This window comes from Staphylococcus sp. HMSC077D08, assembly GCF_001837945.1.
Lineage (GTDB): Bacteria > Bacillota > Bacilli > Staphylococcales > Staphylococcaceae > Staphylococcus > Staphylococcus epidermidis.
In genome coordinates this window covers 73,160-89,727 of the sequence record NZ_KV834762.1, presented here as the reverse complement: position 1 = coordinate 89,727, position 16,568 = coordinate 73,160, and the positions used below count along the sequence as shown (strand labels likewise).

Annotated in this window: 16 protein-coding genes; 5 read left to right on the top strand and 11 right to left on the bottom strand. The window is 32.1% G+C overall.

Features of this window, described 5'->3' with window-relative positions; all coding sequences use genetic code 11:
- Nucleotides 1-77 precede the first annotated feature (77 nt).
- From HMPREF2663_RS05050 to HMPREF2663_RS05040, 3 genes are read right to left on the bottom strand one after another with little or no spacing between them, the layout of a single operon-like run.
- Nucleotides 78-815 carry a pseudouridine synthase gene (locus HMPREF2663_RS05050; protein ID WP_002457698.1) on the bottom strand — a complete coding sequence of 246 codons (738 nt, stop codon included), beginning with the start codon at nt 813-815 and terminating at the stop codon, nt 78-80.
- Nucleotides 808-1,350 (bottom strand): SMC-Scp complex subunit ScpB, encoded by a 543-nt coding sequence (gene scpB / locus HMPREF2663_RS05045; RefSeq protein WP_002446489.1) that lies wholly within the window; start codon nt 1,348-1,350, stop codon nt 808-810. The genes HMPREF2663_RS05050 and scpB overlap by 8 nt, the downstream gene beginning before the upstream one ends.
- Nucleotides 1,343-2,074 carry a segregation and condensation protein A gene (locus tag HMPREF2663_RS05040; protein ID WP_070845909.1) on the bottom strand — a complete coding sequence of 244 codons (732 nt, stop codon included), beginning with the start codon at nt 2,072-2,074 and terminating at the stop codon, nt 1,343-1,345. Before HMPREF2663_RS05040 ends, scpB begins: the two co-directional genes overlap by 8 nt.
- A gap of 97 nt (nt 2,075-2,171) precedes the next feature.
- On the opposite strand from HMPREF2663_RS05040, the gene HMPREF2663_RS05035 reads away from it, so the two are divergent.
- A complete protein-coding gene (locus HMPREF2663_RS05035) occupies nt 2,172-2,696 on the top strand; it encodes a DUF309 domain-containing protein (protein WP_002475229.1) in 525 nt (174 codons plus the stop codon).
- Nucleotides 2,697-2,748: 52 nt separating this feature from the next.
- Here the strand turns inward: HMPREF2663_RS05035 and xerD are convergent, their stop codons facing one another.
- The 3 genes from xerD to HMPREF2663_RS05020 form a co-directional block, all read right to left on the bottom strand.
- Entirely contained in the window at nt 2,749-3,636 is an 888-nt protein-coding gene (gene xerD / locus HMPREF2663_RS05030; protein ID WP_002475230.1) for a site-specific tyrosine recombinase XerD, read from the bottom strand.
- 42 nt (nt 3,637-3,678) lie between these two features.
- Complete coding sequence (locus HMPREF2663_RS05025; protein ID WP_001831103.1) at nt 3,679-4,128, bottom strand: ferric iron uptake transcriptional regulator; 450 nt, start codon at nt 4,126-4,128, stop codon at nt 3,679-3,681.
- 104 nt (nt 4,129-4,232) lie between these two features.
- Nucleotides 4,233-4,775: an NUDIX hydrolase gene (locus HMPREF2663_RS05020; protein ID WP_002446494.1), complete on the bottom strand. Its 543-nt coding sequence runs from the start codon at nt 4,773-4,775 to the stop codon at nt 4,233-4,235.
- 82 nt (nt 4,776-4,857) lie between these two features.
- Between HMPREF2663_RS05020 and HMPREF2663_RS05015 the strand changes: the two genes are divergently transcribed.
- Nucleotides 4,858-5,766 (top strand): aldo/keto reductase, encoded by a 909-nt coding sequence (locus HMPREF2663_RS05015; protein ID WP_002475220.1) that lies wholly within the window; start codon nt 4,858-4,860, stop codon nt 5,764-5,766.
- Between the two features lie 212 nt (nt 5,767-5,978).
- Here the strand turns inward: HMPREF2663_RS05015 and HMPREF2663_RS05010 are convergent, their stop codons facing one another.
- Nucleotides 5,979-6,737 carry an SDR family NAD(P)-dependent oxidoreductase gene (locus tag HMPREF2663_RS05010; RefSeq protein WP_070845907.1) on the bottom strand — a complete coding sequence of 253 codons (759 nt, stop codon included), beginning with the start codon at nt 6,735-6,737 and terminating at the stop codon, nt 5,979-5,981.
- A gap of 161 nt (nt 6,738-6,898) precedes the next feature.
- On the opposite strand from HMPREF2663_RS05010, the gene proC reads away from it, so the two are divergent.
- Nucleotides 6,899-7,714 carry a pyrroline-5-carboxylate reductase gene (proC, locus tag HMPREF2663_RS05005; RefSeq protein ID WP_001831307.1) on the top strand — a complete coding sequence of 272 codons (816 nt, stop codon included), beginning with the start codon at nt 6,899-6,901 and terminating at the stop codon, nt 7,712-7,714.
- A 49-nt stretch (nt 7,715-7,763) separates the two neighbouring features.
- On the opposite strand, the gene rnz is transcribed toward proC, so the two are convergent.
- Nucleotides 7,764-8,684, bottom strand: coding sequence for a ribonuclease Z (gene rnz, locus HMPREF2663_RS05000; protein ID WP_070845905.1), 921 nt, complete (start codon nt 8,682-8,684; stop codon nt 7,764-7,766).
- Nucleotides 8,685-9,107: 423 nt separating this feature from the next.
- Here rnz and zwf point away from each other — a divergent pair, with 423 nt between their 5' ends.
- Together zwf and HMPREF2663_RS04990 are read left to right on the top strand one after the other, a co-directional pair.
- Nucleotides 9,108-10,592, top strand: a complete 1,485-nt coding sequence (zwf, locus tag HMPREF2663_RS04995) for a glucose-6-phosphate dehydrogenase (protein WP_070845903.1) — start codon at nt 9,108-9,110, stop codon at nt 10,590-10,592.
- Between the two features lie 202 nt (nt 10,593-10,794).
- Nucleotides 10,795-11,676, top strand: a complete 882-nt coding sequence (locus tag HMPREF2663_RS04990; RefSeq protein ID WP_002457705.1) for an AraC family transcriptional regulator — start codon at nt 10,795-10,797, stop codon at nt 11,674-11,676.
- 234 nt (nt 11,677-11,910) lie between these two features.
- Here the strand turns inward: HMPREF2663_RS04990 and HMPREF2663_RS04985 are convergent, their stop codons facing one another.
- The 3 genes from HMPREF2663_RS04985 to HMPREF2663_RS04975 form a co-directional block, all read right to left on the bottom strand.
- Nucleotides 11,911-13,566 carry a glycoside hydrolase family 13 protein gene (locus HMPREF2663_RS04985; protein WP_002475210.1) on the bottom strand — a complete coding sequence of 552 codons (1,656 nt, stop codon included), beginning with the start codon at nt 13,564-13,566 and terminating at the stop codon, nt 11,911-11,913.
- Nucleotides 13,567-13,735: 169 nt separating this feature from the next.
- Entirely contained in the window at nt 13,736-15,142 is a 1,407-nt protein-coding gene (gene gndA / locus HMPREF2663_RS04980) for an NADP-dependent phosphogluconate dehydrogenase (protein WP_002446501.1), read from the bottom strand.
- A gap of 79 nt (nt 15,143-15,221) precedes the next feature.
- Nucleotides 15,222-16,346 carry a M20/M25/M40 family metallo-hydrolase gene (locus HMPREF2663_RS04975; protein ID WP_070845901.1) on the bottom strand — a complete coding sequence of 375 codons (1,125 nt, stop codon included), beginning with the start codon at nt 16,344-16,346 and terminating at the stop codon, nt 15,222-15,224.
- Nucleotides 16,347-16,568 lie beyond the last annotated feature (222 nt).

Below are 16,568 nucleotides of genomic sequence, written 5' to 3'. Positions count from 1 at the left end.
TAACGATGTTGAGTGACTCAAAGGTTAACCTTGTGAAAAAAATATCAATCTAAATGGTGATTACATCTTTTTAGTGTTTATTTACCGTTTTCAGCCAAATGTCTTAATGTTTTTACTTCATGTGGTGTAAGAACTCTTCCTTCACCGGCGTTCAAACCTTTTAAATCTATGGGACCAAATTGAATTCTTGCTAACTTATTAACTTGATGACCGAAATACTCAAACATACGTCTAACTTGTCTATTTCGCCCTTCACTAATTGTAATTTCAACTAAAGTCGTATTTTTCTCTTTATCTTGCTTTTTTATTTTAACTTGTGCTGGTTGTGTATATCCATCTTCTAATTCTATTCCTTTTTCAAGTTGCTTAATTTCCTCTCTCATTAAATAACCTTTTAATTTAGCGACGTATTTCTTTTTAATGTGATATCGAGGATGTGTCATCAAATTAGTAAATTCTCCATCATTAGTTAATAATAAAACTCCAGATGTGTCATAATCTAATCGTCCAACCGGATAAATACGTGATTCTAGATCATCAAAGTAATCCGTAACCACCCTACGTCCACGATCATCAGAAACACTCGTAATGACTTGAGTTGGTTTATAAAACAAAATATAAATTTTGTCTTCTTGTTCGATTTTAATACCATCAACTTCAACTAAATCTGATGGCATCACTTTGGACCCTAATTCTGTTACAGTTTGCCCATTGACTTTAACTCGTCCTTCAGTGATAAGTACTTCTGCTTTTCGACGAGATGTATACCCGCTTTTAGCGATTCTTTTTTGTAATCTTTCTTTTTCTTTACTCATTTGACTCTCCTTTTTGGTTAACTAAATTACTAAAGAATTCATCCATTTCTGCCTCATCTTCTTCTGTAGTAGGTAATGCATCTAAGTTTTCGATTCCAAACACATTTAGAAATAAATCTGTGGTTAGTAAATGATGGCTTCTAGAATGATCAACATCTTTTGCTTCTACTAATCCTCTAGCAATTAAGGTTTTTACAGCTCCATCCGAATTAATTCCTCTAATCATTTCTATATCTCCACGTGTCAGCGGTTGATTATATGCAATAATAGAGAGTGTTTCCATTGCTGCTTGGGATAATTTCATTTTAGACTTTTCTTTGACTAATTGTTCTATATATGTAGAAGTTTCTTTTTTTGTTGTAAGTACATAAGTTGACCCATATCTTTGAATTGTTAAGCCATGTGAATGATATCTACTAACTAAATCTTCTAATTGATTGAGGTTGATGTCTAATATGTCAATAATTTGTTTTTGCTCTAATCCTTCATCGCCGGAGGTATATAGTAATGCCTCAAGTATTGCAATATTATCCAATGCTATAGTTCACTCCTCTTATTATGTCAATATCATCAAATTGTTCTGTTTGTTTGATATTAACTATTCCTGATTTTGACATTTCTAAAATTGCCAAAAAATGAGTAACAATTTGTTCGACCGGTTCATGAAATGTGAATAAACTGAAAAAGTTAAACGATTCATGTTGTTTTAATCGCTCGGTAACCTGGGCTGTCGCTTGTTGAATCGTAAATGTTTCTTTTTTAATTTCTACAGATTTAGGAGTGTTAAGTTCAACCCGATTTTTAACTCTTTGATAAGCTACAATCAATTCAGTTAAATCAATCGTTTGATTAGGATCCCACGATTCATTTGTCTCTAAATGAGTAAGGTCCGTCGGATGTTTAGTAAAATAAAGATCGCGTTCTTCTTTCATAGTATTTAATATTTCAGTATATTCTTTATAGTTTTGATACTCAATAAGTCTTCCTACTAAGTCCTCACGAGGATCCTCTTCTATATCTTCTTCGATGCTCGATTGAGGCAATAGTAATTTACTTTTAATCATTAATAATTCTGATGCCATTACTAAATATTCACTAGCAACATTAATTTCTAGCTGATTCATCGCATGAACATATTGCATGTACTGTTCAGTTAAGGCTTTCATAGGGATATCATAAATATCAATTTCATATTTTTGAATTAGATGCAATAATAAGTCTAATGGACCATTAAATGCATCGAGTTTTACTTCATACATTACATCTACCTCTATATCAAATTGCGTCGTTAATGCATATTTCACTAAATTATTATAGCATGAATACATATAACTTTTAAATTATGGGTGAAATCTAATGGAACAATCATTAATGGATTATTATTATCAGTTTCATAAGCATCAACATTACTTTCTATGTCATGATATTTTAGAAGATGCTTGGAAATCACAAAATACTTTTTCAAAACATGATGCGGTGGTAAGTCTGATTTTGTTTGCAACAGCTAATTATCACTATCGACGTGGGAATTTAAAAGGCGCATTAAAATCTTTTGAAAAAGCGTTATTAACTATTAACCACGCTAAAGATGCGACTCAATTACACCTTAATATCAATGAATTTGAAGAACTTATTATGAAAAGGATTGAAGCAGTTAAATTACAAAAACACTTTACTCCGTTACAATTACCTATTGAACCAGAGTTTCGGACACTTATTAAACGTAAATATCCGGATTATTTATTTACTTCTCAAATAATTAAGGAACCTTATATTGTTGATCATCATATTAAACGTGACAGAACTGAAGTGATAAAAAATAGAGAACGTGCTTTATTCCATAGACAGTATCGAAATAAAAGTAATAAAAAAGACCAGTAGATTTATGGTTGGCTATTAAACATAAATTTACTGGTTACAAATTCCTATATTACTAAGCTCTTGGATGAAACTGCGTATACATTTTTCTGATTTGTGATTTGGATACATGTGTATAAAGTTGGGTTGTAGAAATGTCAGAGTGACCTAGCATTTCTTGTACCGCTCTTAAATCTGCACCATTTTCTAAGAGATGTGTTGCAAAAGAATGCCGTAATGTATGTGGTGTAAGCGTCTTATTGATATTAGCTTTCAAACCATATTGTTTAATGATTTTCCAAATGCCTTGTCTTGATAAAGATTTTCCGTGCATGTTAAGGAATAGCGCTTGGGTTGTGGTTTGTTTGAGTAATTGAGGTCTTACGGTTTCGATATACGTAGTTAAATATTCGATGACGGTATCTCCTAAGGGGACAATTCTTTCCTTGTTCCCTTTCCCGAACACTCGTACAAATCCCATCATTAAGTTTACGTCTTCAACATCCAATTGAATAATTTCAGTTACACGCATACCTGTGGCGTATAAAAGTTCCAACATCGTACGATCACGATATCCATTATTCTTGGCTAAATCAGGCGTTTCCAGTAATGCTATTACTTCGTCTATTTCAAGCACATCTGGCAGTTTCTTTTCATATTTGGGCGTTTCTATTAAAACAGTTGGGTCTTTGGCAGCATATTTTTCGCGTAATGCAAACTGATGAAAGCTTCTAATTGTAGAAATAAACCTTGCGAGAGATTTTGAAGATTGCCCCATATCTATAAGGTGGCCAAGACACTCTTGGATAATTTGTCTATCAATAAAATCGATATGTGAAATCTTGTTATCTGCAAGATAATCTTTATATTTTTTTAAATCTCTTCGATACGCCCCTATAGTATTGTTACTTAATCCTTTTTCAATTTGAATAAAATTTAAATATTCGTCAATGATATTATTCATGTTAGCACCCCTATTGAAGCGGTAACTTGTCTGTTGGCTAAGTTATTGCTTATTTTTGGCTTGGCATTCAGAACATACACCGTGAAACGTTAAACGGTGATCTAAAATCTTAAAATTAAACTCATTTTCAACACGATTTTCAACCTCAGGTAATAAGTCTTCTTCAATTTCTTCGACTTTACCACATTCCATACAAACAAGATGATGATGGAAATGCTTGGCACCTTCTTTTCTTAAATCAAAACGAGCTACACCATCACCAAAATTTATTTTATCTAGCACTTTTATTTCAGCTAGCAATTCTAAAGTTCTATAAACGGTTGCTAACCCTATTTCTGGAGCCTTATCTTTGACTTTTAAGTACACATCTTCTGCGCTAAGATGATCTTTCTCATTTTCAATTAATACTCTAACAGTTGCCTCTCTTTGTGGAGTCAATTTATATGATGATTGTTGTAATTGCTGCTTCACGCGATTTAATCGTTCTTCCACGGAAGCCTCACTCCTCTACTAAGAATTATAATCATTTTAATTTAATCCATGGTTCATTTAATAAAATACCAATATTGTCGGTAAAAAGCAAGAAGATTTGCTTGTTATTTAGAATGATTATAATTTAATAATAGATGTTGCAACGCAATGATTGTTTTGGCATCCTCAATTTTATTATCTTTTAGCAATGAATCTATTTGATTTAAAGGTACTTTTTGAAGCTCGACAAATTCATCAGCATCTAAATTGGTTTCTCCAATCGTTAATTGGTCTGTAAAGTATATAGAAAGTTTTTCACTTGAAAATCCAGGAGACCCGTACATATTAGTGACAAATTGCAAATCTGAAGCAATATATCCTGTTTCTTCTTGTAGTTCTCTAATAGCCGCTTCTTTACGATCTTCACCCTGTTCTAATTTACCTGCAGGAATTTCCAAAAGTGGTTGATCTGCAGCCTTACGAAATTGTTTAACTAATAAAACTTCATTTTCAGGTGTTATTGCACACACTGCTACCGCACCATGATGAAACACAAGTTCACGTTTAGAAGTACTGCCATCGGGTAATTCAACATCATGTACTTCTAAATCAATAATACTACCATTGTAAATAACCGTTCTATCGATTGTTTTTTCGTTTAATCTCATATTTAAACACGTTCCTTTTAATTGTTTTTATAAATTGATAAACTGAATTCGTCAGTTAAAGTGTATCGAAAGGAGACTGGACATGCAAAAAAATATTCTAAAAAGTGGCATCGAAATTTCTGAACTTGGGTTAGGTTGCATGAGTTTAGGCACAGATTATAAAAAAGCCCAACCTATTATTGAAAGTGCAATTGATAATGGTATTACGTATTTTGATACTGCAGATATTTACGATCAAGGAGTTAATGAAGAAATTGTTGGTAAAGCATTAAAAAAATATCAAAATCGTGATGACATCGTTATCGGAACTAAAGTTGGAAATCGATTAACTGACGATGGACATATGACGTGGGATCCTTCGAAAAAACATATTAAAGAAAGTGTTAAAGGATCTTTGAAACGATTAGGATTAAACCATTTAGACTTATATCAATTACATGGCGGAACAATAGACGATCCTCTGGACGAAACTATTAGTGCATTTGATGAATTAAAGCAAGAAGGATATATTCGTGCATATGGAATTTCATCTATACGCCCTAACGTGATAGACTATTATCTTAAAAATAGTCAAATTGAAACACTTATGTCCCAGTTTAATTTAATAGATAATCGTCCTGAAAGTCTTATTAATGATGTTCATGATAAGCAAGTTAAAATTCTAGCACGTGGCCCTGTATTTAAAGGTTTATTAACTTCAAAAAGTGTTGATGTTATAGATGAAAAATTTGAAAACGGTGTGTTAGATTACACTCAAGACGAATTGGGTAGCACGATTGCTTCTATTAAAGAATTGGAAAGTAATTTAACCGCGTTATCATTTAAATATTTAACTTCTCATGATGCTATGGGGTCAATTATTGTAGGAGCTAGTAACGTTGAACAACTTGAAGAGAATGTCCGCAATTATTATAAAGAAATCAGTTTAGATCAAATCAAATCCGCACGTAATAGAGTAAAAGATATTGAATATACACAACATTTGAAATAAAAGGATATTAACCAACTTTTTAAATACCTAAATGACTATACTTAAATAAAGAGATCCAACAGATAAAACGGTTAAATGACGTCTGTAGGATCTCTTTATTTTAAGGCAATACTAATACCAAAAATCATATTGACAACGTTGATAAAATCCCAAGATGAGGTTTTGAAAGATCATTTGTAAAAATGTCCATTCAGTCAATGTTGTTTTTTACCTTAAACTTTATTTTTAAATAGTTTTGGACAAAATTTTTCTAGTGTACGTGGACATAATTGATAAAATTTAAGCATTATTTGCATCCATGATGGTTGATTAATTTCAATTTTATTTAGTATTATTCCTTCCACTATTCGCTTGGCAAGTTGTTGTGGTTGCATCATCATGTATCTATAATTTTTAAAATACTTAAGAGTAGGATCTGCGTTTTTATGGAATGGTGTATCTATTGGACCGAGCTGTGCATTGAGTACTTTTAATTCCGGTTGTTCTAATCTCAATGCATTAAGCACGGCGCTAAACCCTGCTTTCGATGCACCGTAATGGGCCACATTAGCCTGAGAAACTAAAGCAGCTTGACTAGATATACCAACGATATATGCTGCTTTTACTAATTGGGGTTGAATCACTTTGTATAACAAATTAAAATTTGTAAGATTAACCTCGTAAGTTTCTAATATTTCACGAGTTGAATGTTCATTTATAGACTTAAAATATCCGACACCTGAACTATAGATGAAACCATTTATAGGTGTGGTTAAAAACGCTTGTAATGATTCAATATCTTTTCGTTGCATTAAATCACATTTAATCACATTGATATGTTCAGGTTTAAAATAGTTTTCTTTGATTCGATTGAACTTATCGATATTTCTTGCAAGTATAGTAACATGGGCGCCTCTTTGAAGTAATTCATTGGTTATTGCATACCCTAACCCACTCGTTGCTCCAGTTATAATAAAGTGTTTACCTATCACGTCGCTCCTCCTTTATGTATATTTTAATAACAAGCTTAATAAAGTGTGATAGCATTCAATTTTATTTGTGTGTAATATTACTTAACTATGATATATGATACTATATATGCATAACTTTAAGTCAATGAATAGTATCCAAAATTGAAGGAGTTGAGATGAATATGAAACTTGTATTTTATGGCGCTGGTAATATGGCGCAGGCAATTTTTACTGGAATTATTAATTCCAACAATTTAAATGCAAATGATATTTATTTAACTAATAAATCCAATGAACAAGCATTAAAAAGCTTTGCAGAAAAATTAGGGGTTAATTATAGTTATGATGATGAAGCATTACTCAAAGATGCCGATTATGTATTTTTAGGTACAAAGCCCCATGATTTTGAAAATTTAGCTAATCGTATTAGAGAACACATTACTAATGATAATAGGTTTATTTCTATAATGGCAGGTTTATCTATTGATTATATTCGTCAGCAACTTAATACCAATAATCCATTAGCTCGTATTATGCCAAATACAAATGCTCAAGTTGGACATTCGGTTACTGGAATAAGTTTTTCAAATAATTTTGATCCTAAATCTAAAAATGAAGTGGATGAATTAATCAATGCATTTGGATCAGTTATAGAAGTCTCCGAAGAACATCTACATCAAGTTACTGCAATTACAGGAAGTGGGCCGGCATTTTTATATCATGTATTTGAACAATATGTAAAAGCAGGTACTGAATTAGGTTTAGAACGAAATCAAGTCGAAGAATCTATACGCAATTTAATTATTGGAACAAGTAAAATGATTGAGCGTTCAGATTTAAGTATGTCTCAATTAAGAAAAAATATTACATCTAAAGGTGGTACTACACAAGCTGGACTTGATGCACTATCTCAATATGATATTGTGTCGATGTTTGAAGATTGTTTAGGTGCAGCTGTGAATAGAAGTATGGAATTATCACATAAAGAAGATGAATAAATAAAAACGCTTTTCTCCTAAGATAGTATTCTGAGAGAAAAGCGTTTTATTATATTTTGAAGGTATCGAAATCTTTAACGAAATAAAAATGTGGAGAAGTTTGATTAAGGGATAACTCATTGTATATTGATGTAACTTCATCAATGTTATATCTGTTACTGATATGAGTGATAAGACTTTTATTTACATTGGCTTGCTTAATTAGATTAAATACATCGTCTATATGACTATGATGGTAATTATTAGCAAGTTTTTTATCTCCTTCAATGTAAGTTGCTTCATGAATCATTAAATCAGAGTTGTTTGCTAATTTATATTCATTTTCACACGGTTTTGTATCACCAAATATACTGATAATTGGACCAGGTTTAGCTTTACCTTTAAAATCATCTGAATTGTAAATTAATCCTTTATATTCGAACGTTTCTTGTAATTTGACTTCCTGATATTTTGGACCAGGTTCTAGTCCAATATCTCTCAAGGCATCTACATTGATTGTACCAGGCGTGATTGGGGCTTCAATACGATATCCGAATGAAGGAATGCCATGGTTAAGCATTTCAGCTTGTACAGTAAAACCATTGTGGTGATACGCTAATTGTTGATTGATTTCGATATAGGTAATCGAATAATTCAAATGCGATTCAGAAAGTTGTAAAGATGTTTCGATGTAATTTTGAATCCCTTTAGGCCCTATAATAGTAAGGGGTTTATTTTCTCCACCTTGAAACGAACGACTTGTTAGTAGTCCAGGGAGACCAAAAATATGATCACCATGCATATGTGTTATAAAAATATGATCTATCTTCCCTAACTTAATAGAATGTCTTAAAATTTGATGTTGTGTTCCCTCGCCCACATCAAATAACCATATCGAATTTGAATATGGTTCTAGATTTAAAGCAATGGATTGTGTATTTCTCTCTTTCGTCGGTAACCCAGCACTTGTACCGAAAAATGTAACTTCCATGCTTCATCCTCCTCTTCTTAACTCATTTTATCATACGTAAGAATAATTTCTAAATCAAGAAATAAAATATAATTATAAACTATTATCGCATAATCATTTTTGATATTATTTTATTAAGCGCAAACTTGTGTCTCATATTTGTTAAAGTTGATTTTTAAGTCATAAAGCATTTTTCAATTTATTTTACTTAACTTTAAGCAAATATAATGACCTTACGTTGTGATTATCATATAATAAATTAATCTAGTATGTTTTGATATGAATTAAAATTACATTCTTATCAAATGAAATCCATAAGCATATTTAACTATGTGATTGATTTACTTTTAATACTACGCAATAAAAGTATCGTAACTAAAATTATGTTTAATCATAAAGTATATCATCTTTTATTATATTTATTTAAGAATTGAGGTTTTAATCTTGAGTACTAAACAAAAACAGATTCCTTGTTTGATTACAATATTCGGTGCCACAGGAGATTTGAGTCATAGAAAGCTATTTCCTTCTATATTCCATTTATATCAACAAGATAATTTAGATGAACATATTGCTATTATTGGTATAGGACGTCGCGACTATAATAACGAACAATTTCGCGACCAAGTTAAAGCGTCAATTCAAACTTATGTTAAAGATACAGATAGAATTGATGAGTTTATGACGCATGTTTTTTATCATAAAACTGACGTGAGTGATAAAGATAGTTATCAGTCATTACTTCAATTTAGTGAGCGACTAGATTCAGAATTTGCTTTAGGTGGAAATCGTCTGTTTTACTTAGCGATGGCACCACAATTTTTTGGAGTGATCTCAGATTACCTTAAATCTTCTGGTCTTACTCAAACTAAGGGCTTTAAACGCTTAGTTATAGAGAAACCATTTGGCAGTGATCTTAAATCTGCTGAATCATTAAATAATCAAATAAGACGTTCGTTTAAAGAAGAAGAAATATATCGGATAGATCACTATCTTGGCAAAGATATGGTGCAAAATATAGAAGTATTACGATTCGCAAACGCAATGTTTGAACCTTTATGGAATAATAAATACATTTCAAATATTCAAGTTACATCATCAGAAGTATTAGGTGTCGAAGATCGTGGTGGGTATTATGAATCTAGTGGTGCACTTAAAGACATGGTACAAAATCACATGCTACAGATGGTTGCTTTACTTGCAATGGAAGCACCGATAAGTTTGAACAGTGAAGATATACGTGCAGAAAAAGTCAAAGTACTTAAATCTCTTAGACAATTAAAACCAGAAGAAGTTAAAAAGAATTTCGTGCGTGGTCAATATGATCAAGGCACTATAGATGGTAAACAGGTTAAGTCATATCGAGAAGAAGATCGTGTAGCAAAGGATTCGGTTACACCTACATTTGTATCGGGTAAATTAACAATTGACAACTTTAGATGGGCTGGAGTTCCTTTCTATATTAGAACAGGTAAACGCATGAAATCAAAAACGATACAAGTCGTAGTAGAATTTAAAGAAGTACCTATGAATTTATATTATGAAACTGACAATTTACTAGATTCCAATTTGCTAGTCATTAATATTCAACCAAATGAAGGAATTTCATTGCATTTAAATGCTAAAAAGAACATTCAAGGAATTGATACTGAGCCCGTGCAATTATCATACGCAATGAGTGCCCAAGATAAAATGAATACTGTAGATGCATATGAAAACTTATTGTTTGATTGTCTTAAAGGTGATGCGACTAATTTTACACATTGGGAAGAATTAAAATCTACTTGGAAATTTGTAGATGCAATCCAAGATCAATGGACAATGGTTGAACCATGTTTCCCTAACTATGAAGCGGGTACAAATGGCCCTCTTGAAAGTGATCTTTTATTAAGTCGCGATGGGAATCATTGGTGGGATGATATCCACTAATATGAATTTTATATAAATATAGATTAGTGTGAATGATGATATCTTAATTTACGCAACGTTCAAAAGAACTTGTAGTGATTTAGGACTATAATCATTCACATTTTTTATATTTTTGCAAAAAATTAATCTAGCTTTAAGATGTATAATATTTAAAAATAATGTACAATAAAGATTATGATTGAATATAATTGGAGTGAAAGTTTTGGACGTTATCAAGCAAATACAACAAGCAATTGTATATATTGAGGATCGTTTGTTAGAGCCTTTTAATTTGCAAGAATTAAGTGATTACGTTGGTCTTTCGCCGTATCATTTGGATCAATCTTTTAAGATGATTGTTGGTCAGTCACCAGAGGAATACGCACGTGCACGTAAAATGACAATAGCAGCAAACGATGTAGTTAATGGAGCTAGTCGATTAATGGATGTTGCTAAGAAATATCGTTATGCGAATTCAAATGATTTCGCAAATGATTTTAGTGATTTTCATGGTATCTCACCTATTCAAGCTACAACAAAAAAAGATGAACTAAAAATACAGAAACGATTGTATATAAAATTATCAACGACTGAAAATGCACCCTATACATACAGGCTTCAAGAGACTGATGATATATCTTTAGTTGGCTATTCAAGATTTATTCCTACTAAGCAATTATCAAATCCATTTAATATCCCAGACTTTTTAGAGGATTTATTAGTAGATGGTTATATTAAAGAACTTAAACGTTATAATGATACGAGCCCGTATGAATTATTTGTAGTCAGTTGTCCTCTGGAACAAGGTTTAGAAATATTTGTTGGTGTTCCGAGTGAACGTTACCCTTCACACCTTGAAAGCAGATTTTTACCTGGTCGCCATTATGCATTGTTTAATTTACAAGGTGAAATTGATTATGCTACAAACGAGGCTTGGTATTATATTGAATCTAGCTTACAACTAACTTTACCCTATGAGCGAAATAGTTTATATGTTGAGATTTATCCACTTGATATTTCATTTAATGACCCGTTCACTAAGATTCAACTATGGTTACCTATTAAACAAGAAATCTATGATTTAGATGAGGATTATCAAAATTAAGATGTGACATAGAGTTATGAGGTTATCAGTATTATATGAATTGTGTTTTGAATTCCAACTCGATAGATTTGTTGAATTTTAGAATGAAATTCTTTGAGTTGTGTTCAACTAAATTTAGTCGGTACAAACTTAATATAAATGAGTTATGGACTACCAATGTATAGTGAACACGCCAGTGAGGTAATTAACGTCACTGGCGTGTTCATTATTAATTTCTGAATTATCGTCACGGTATTATATTTCAACGACGAATGCTTCATAAGGTTTAATATGGTCTAAATTTATATCATTTAAGTGATAATTATGCAATTTTATATCTACAGATGAAATATCTAATTCAAAAGGTAGGTTTAGTTCTGATACTTCATTTGTTAGATTGGCTACAATTAATACTGTATTGTTTTTAAATGAGCGTGTATAAGCAAAAATCTGCTCATTTTCTGCATCGACCATACTAAACTTACCGTAAGTGTAAATCAAATCAGATTTTTTAAGTTGAATTAACGCTTTATAATAAGAGAGTATCGAAAACTTATCATTTAGTTGTTGTTTAACATTAATTTCTGTATAGTTAGGGTTTACATGAAACCATGGCTTACCAGTAGTGAATCCACCATTGATTGAATTATTCCACTGCATTGGAGTCCTTGCATTGTCTCGGTTTTCCATTTTATATTTATCTAGTAATTGATTGACATCTCCACCTTCTTTTTTGACTATTTGATATTCAGTTTTAACTGCGACATCGTTGAAACTTTCAATGCTTTCAAATGGATAATTAGTCATACCTATTTCTTGACCTTGGTAAATAAAAGGTGTGCCCTGTTGTAAAAAGTAGGCAGTAGCGTGACTAGTTGCTGATTCATACCAATAATTTTTATCATCACCCCAGGTTGAAACACGACGTGGTTGATCATGGTTTTCGATAAATAAAGCATTCCAACCTACATTTTCTAGTTGCTTTTGCCAACGATTTAAGACTTGTTTATAGGATTTAACATCGAATTTCGTATCGCCAGTACTCCATAAACCGAGATGTTCAAACTGGAATATCATATTAAATTTCCCTTTTTCTTCTCCTACCCATTCTTCAGCATCATTAGGAGTGACACCATTAGCCTCGCCTACAGTCATAATGTCATACCGACTTAACGATTTATCTTTCATTTCTTGGAGCCATTCTTGTATTCCTGGCTGATTCATATCTACATCAAATGCTGGAGCAAATTTTTTGCCATCAGGTATAGGTAAATCTCCTGCTTCAAAATTCTTTTTAATATGAGTAATGGCGTCAACTCTAAATCCATCAATACCTTTTTCAAACCACCAATTCATCATATCAAACACAGCTTGTCTTACATCTGGATTTTCCCAATTTAAATCTGGCTGCTTTTTGCTAAATAAATGGAAATAGTATTGCTTAGTCGATTCGTCAAACTCCCAAGTTGAACCATTAAAGATACTTTCCCAGTTATTAGGTTCAGATCCATCAGGTTTAGGATCCGCCCAAATATACCAATTTCTTTTTGCACTTGCTTTACTGGATTTTGATTCAATAAACCATGGGTGTTCATCTGATGTGTGATTCACCACTAAGTCTAATATTAATTTCATTCCTCTTTGATGTATGCTTGATAACAATTGATCAAAATCGTCCATTGTACCAAATTCACTCATAATGCCTTTGTAGTCACTAATATCATATCCATTGTCATCGTTTGGTGATGGATACATTGGGCTTAACCAAATGACATCTATTCCTAAATTTTCTAGATAATCTAATTTTTCAATTAATCCAGGCAAATCACCTATTCCATCTCCATTACTATCATTAAAACTACGTGGATATACTTGATATGCAACAGCTTCTTTCCACCAATTTCTTTTCATAAAATCATCTCCTCTGTTATTAAAAAACTAAATAATTAATATAAACAAAATTAATAAGTTAAAATAAAAGGACTCATTAATTTTGACAAAAACTATGCTAAGAGAAAACGTTTACATTAAAATTTCAATAAAATCCCACCCAATTTAGAGTGAGATTTTTTATTTTAAATTATTCTTCTACCCATTGTGTATGGAAAATACCTTCACGGTCTTTACGTTCATAAGTATGTGCGCCAAAGTAATCACGTTGTGCTTGAATTAAATTTGCAGGTAAATCCTCTGAGCGATAACTATCATAGTAATTTATACTTGCTGAAAAACCAGGTGTTGGCACGCCATTGCATACACTAGTAGCTACTACTTCACGTAGTGCATCTTGATATTCCATAACAATGTTTTTGAAGTAAGGGTCTAATAATAAGTTTTGTAAGTTTTCATTATTATCGTAGGCATCTTTTATTTTTTGTAGGAATTGTGCACGAATAATACAACCTTCACGCCAAATCATTGCTAATTCGCCTAATTTCAAATTCCACTCATTATCTTCACTGGCTTTTCTCATTTGAGCGAAACCTTGAGCATATGAGCATATTTTACTCATATAAAGTGCCTTACGTATTTTTTCTAAGAATGCTTTTTTATCGCCTTCAAAATGTGCTTTAGGTCCTTTTAAAGATTTAGAAGCAGTAACACGTTCTTCTTTAATTGATGAGATGAATCTCGCAAATACAGACTCTGTAATGATTGTTAACGGAACACCTAATTCTAGTGCGTTAATTGAAGTCCATTTACCTGTGCCTTTTTGACCTGCAGTATCTAATATTTTTTCTACAAGTGCTTCATTGTCATCATCTAATTTATTGAAAATATCACCTGTAATCTCTATTAAATAACTTTCAAGTTCTCCAGCATTCCATTCTTTAAAAGTTTGAGAAATTTCTTTATGTGACATGCCTAATAAATCTTTCATCATTGCATAACTTTCAGCAATTAATTGCATATCAGCATATTCGATACCATTGTGTACCATCTTAACATAATGTCCTGCACCATTAGGGCCAATGTAAGTCACACATGAAGCACCATCTTGTGCTTTAGCAGCAATTGCGTCCAATATATCGCTGACTTTATTATAAGCATCTTTTTGACCACCTGGCATTAAAGAAGGTCCCGTGAGTGCGCCGATTTCTCCACCAGAAACCCCCATACCAATAAAGTTAATGCTACTTTCAGCTAAAGCTTTATTTCGACGAATCGTATCTTGGTAATTAGTATTACCACCATCAATTAAAATATCATCATCGTCTAATAAAGGTAATAAACCATCTATAGTGGCATCTGTTGCCGGTCCAGCTTTTACCATTAATAAAATCTTACGAGGTTTCTCTAAAGATTCTACAAATTCTTCTAAAGAGTATGTTGGGTGAATTTCTTTTCCAGGTGATTCTTTAACCATTTCATCAGTTTTTTGTCTTGATCGGTTATAAACAGAAACACTATAACCACGTGATTCGATATTCCAAGCTAGGTTTTTCCCCATTACTGCTAAACCCACTACTCCAATTTGTTGTGTCATATTACTTACCTCTCTTGTTCAAAAATTTTCAATAATATTGTAACATAAATCGCTAATTAACAATCATGATATGCGTGTTTTATTCAGCTACTAACTCAATAATTTTTATTATTTGTCTTGTGAGCATATACATATCTTTTATTGCTATTCTTTCTGAAGTAGTATGTATGTTTTCATATCCTACTCCTAAAATTACGGAAGGAATACTGTATTGATTCATGATGTTGCCATCTGAACCACCACCAGCAATACAGGTATCCCCTTTTAGCCCGAGCGCTAATGCACTAGATATAGCATATTGTGTTACTTTGTCAGTTTCATTAACTTCAAATCCAGGATAACTTTTTTCAACTAACACTTCAGCTTGACCACCTAATTCATTTGCTGTCGTTTCGAAAGTCTCTTTCATATGTTTCACTTGTTTATTAATGCTTTGATCATCATGTGACCGTGCCTCTGCCTCTAAAGTGACTTCATCAGCTATAATATTAGTTGCAGAGCCACCATGAAATTTACCGATATTGGCTGTTGTTAATGCATCTACTTGTCCTAATTTCATTCGACTGATTGCTTTTGATGCAATATTTATTGCACTAACACCTTTTTTAGGTGTGCTTGCATGGGCTGTTTTCCCTTTTATAGTTGTATAAATCTTTACTTGAGTTGGAGCACCGATAACAGTAGTTCCAACATCTTTACTTGCATCTACAGCATAGCCGAAATCTGCATCTAGAAGTCGAGTATCTATTGCTTTAGCACCTACTAATCCAGATTCCTCTCCCACGGTTATAATTATTTGAATCTGTCCATGTGGCAAATTTGATTCCTTAATTTGTTTAATCGCTTCTATTATTGCCGCAAGACCAGCTTTATCGTCTGCGCCGAGTATCGTAGTTCCATCGCTATAAACATATCCATCTTCTTTTACTACAGGTTGGATGTTTTTTCCTGGAACTACAGTATCCATGTGACTTGTAAAATAAATTTTCGGCACATTCTGATGACTTATATTACTTTTTAGCGTGCAAATAAGATTGTTAGCACCTAATCCATCATTTTTTGAAGCTTCATCTTCAATAACATTGAGCCCCATTTTTTTAAACGTATCTTTAAGATAAGGTTGAATTGTTTCTTCGTGTCCTGTTTCCGAATCAATTTGCACTAATTCTAGAAAACAATCTAATAAACGCTTTTGATTAATCATTTTTGTTCCCCCCTTTTTACTTGTATAAATATATTTTAACTGACATTATGAATTGTCAAAACTAATTTAACTCTTTACTAATGATTTAATTCTATGACATTTTACAACCTATAAGATAAAGTATATAATTTTATTATTATAAAGTTGAAATTTTACGAGTGAATGAATTATAGTTTATAGTGTCAATGACTCAATGGTTGAATATGACCTTATGATGCGGAG

Coding starts and splice junctions, on each gene's coding strand:
- HMPREF2663_RS05050 (WP_002457698.1), bottom strand. CDS start 815: ATGAGTAAAGAAAAAGAAAGATTACAAAAAAGAATCGCTAAAAGCGGG.
- gndA (WP_002446501.1), bottom strand. CDS start 15,142: ATGACACAACAAATTGGAGTAGTGGGTTTAGCAGTAATGGGGAAAAAC.
- HMPREF2663_RS05040 (WP_070845909.1), bottom strand. CDS start 2,074: ATGTATGAAGTAAAACTCGATGCATTTAATGGTCCATTAGACTTATTA.
- xerD (WP_002475230.1), bottom strand. CDS start 3,636: ATGAATAATATCATTGACGAATATTTAAATTTTATTCAAATTGAAAAA.
- HMPREF2663_RS05015 (WP_002475220.1), top strand. CDS start 4,858: ATGCAAAAAAATATTCTAAAAAGTGGCATCGAAATTTCTGAACTTGGG.
- HMPREF2663_RS05020 (WP_002446494.1), bottom strand. CDS start 4,775: ATGAGATTAAACGAAAAAACAATCGATAGAACGGTTATTTACAATGGT.
- rnz (WP_070845905.1), bottom strand. CDS start 8,684: ATGGAAGTTACATTTTTCGGTACAAGTGCTGGGTTACCGACGAAAGAG.
- HMPREF2663_RS04985 (WP_002475210.1), bottom strand. CDS start 13,566: ATGAAAAGAAATTGGTGGAAAGAAGCTGTTGCATATCAAGTATATCCA.
- proC (WP_001831307.1), top strand. CDS start 6,899: ATGAAACTTGTATTTTATGGCGCTGGTAATATGGCGCAGGCAATTTTT.
- HMPREF2663_RS05035 (WP_002475229.1), top strand. CDS start 2,172: ATGGAACAATCATTAATGGATTATTATTATCAGTTTCATAAGCATCAA.
- HMPREF2663_RS04975 (WP_070845901.1), bottom strand. CDS start 16,346: ATGATTAATCAAAAGCGTTTATTAGATTGTTTTCTAGAATTAGTGCAA.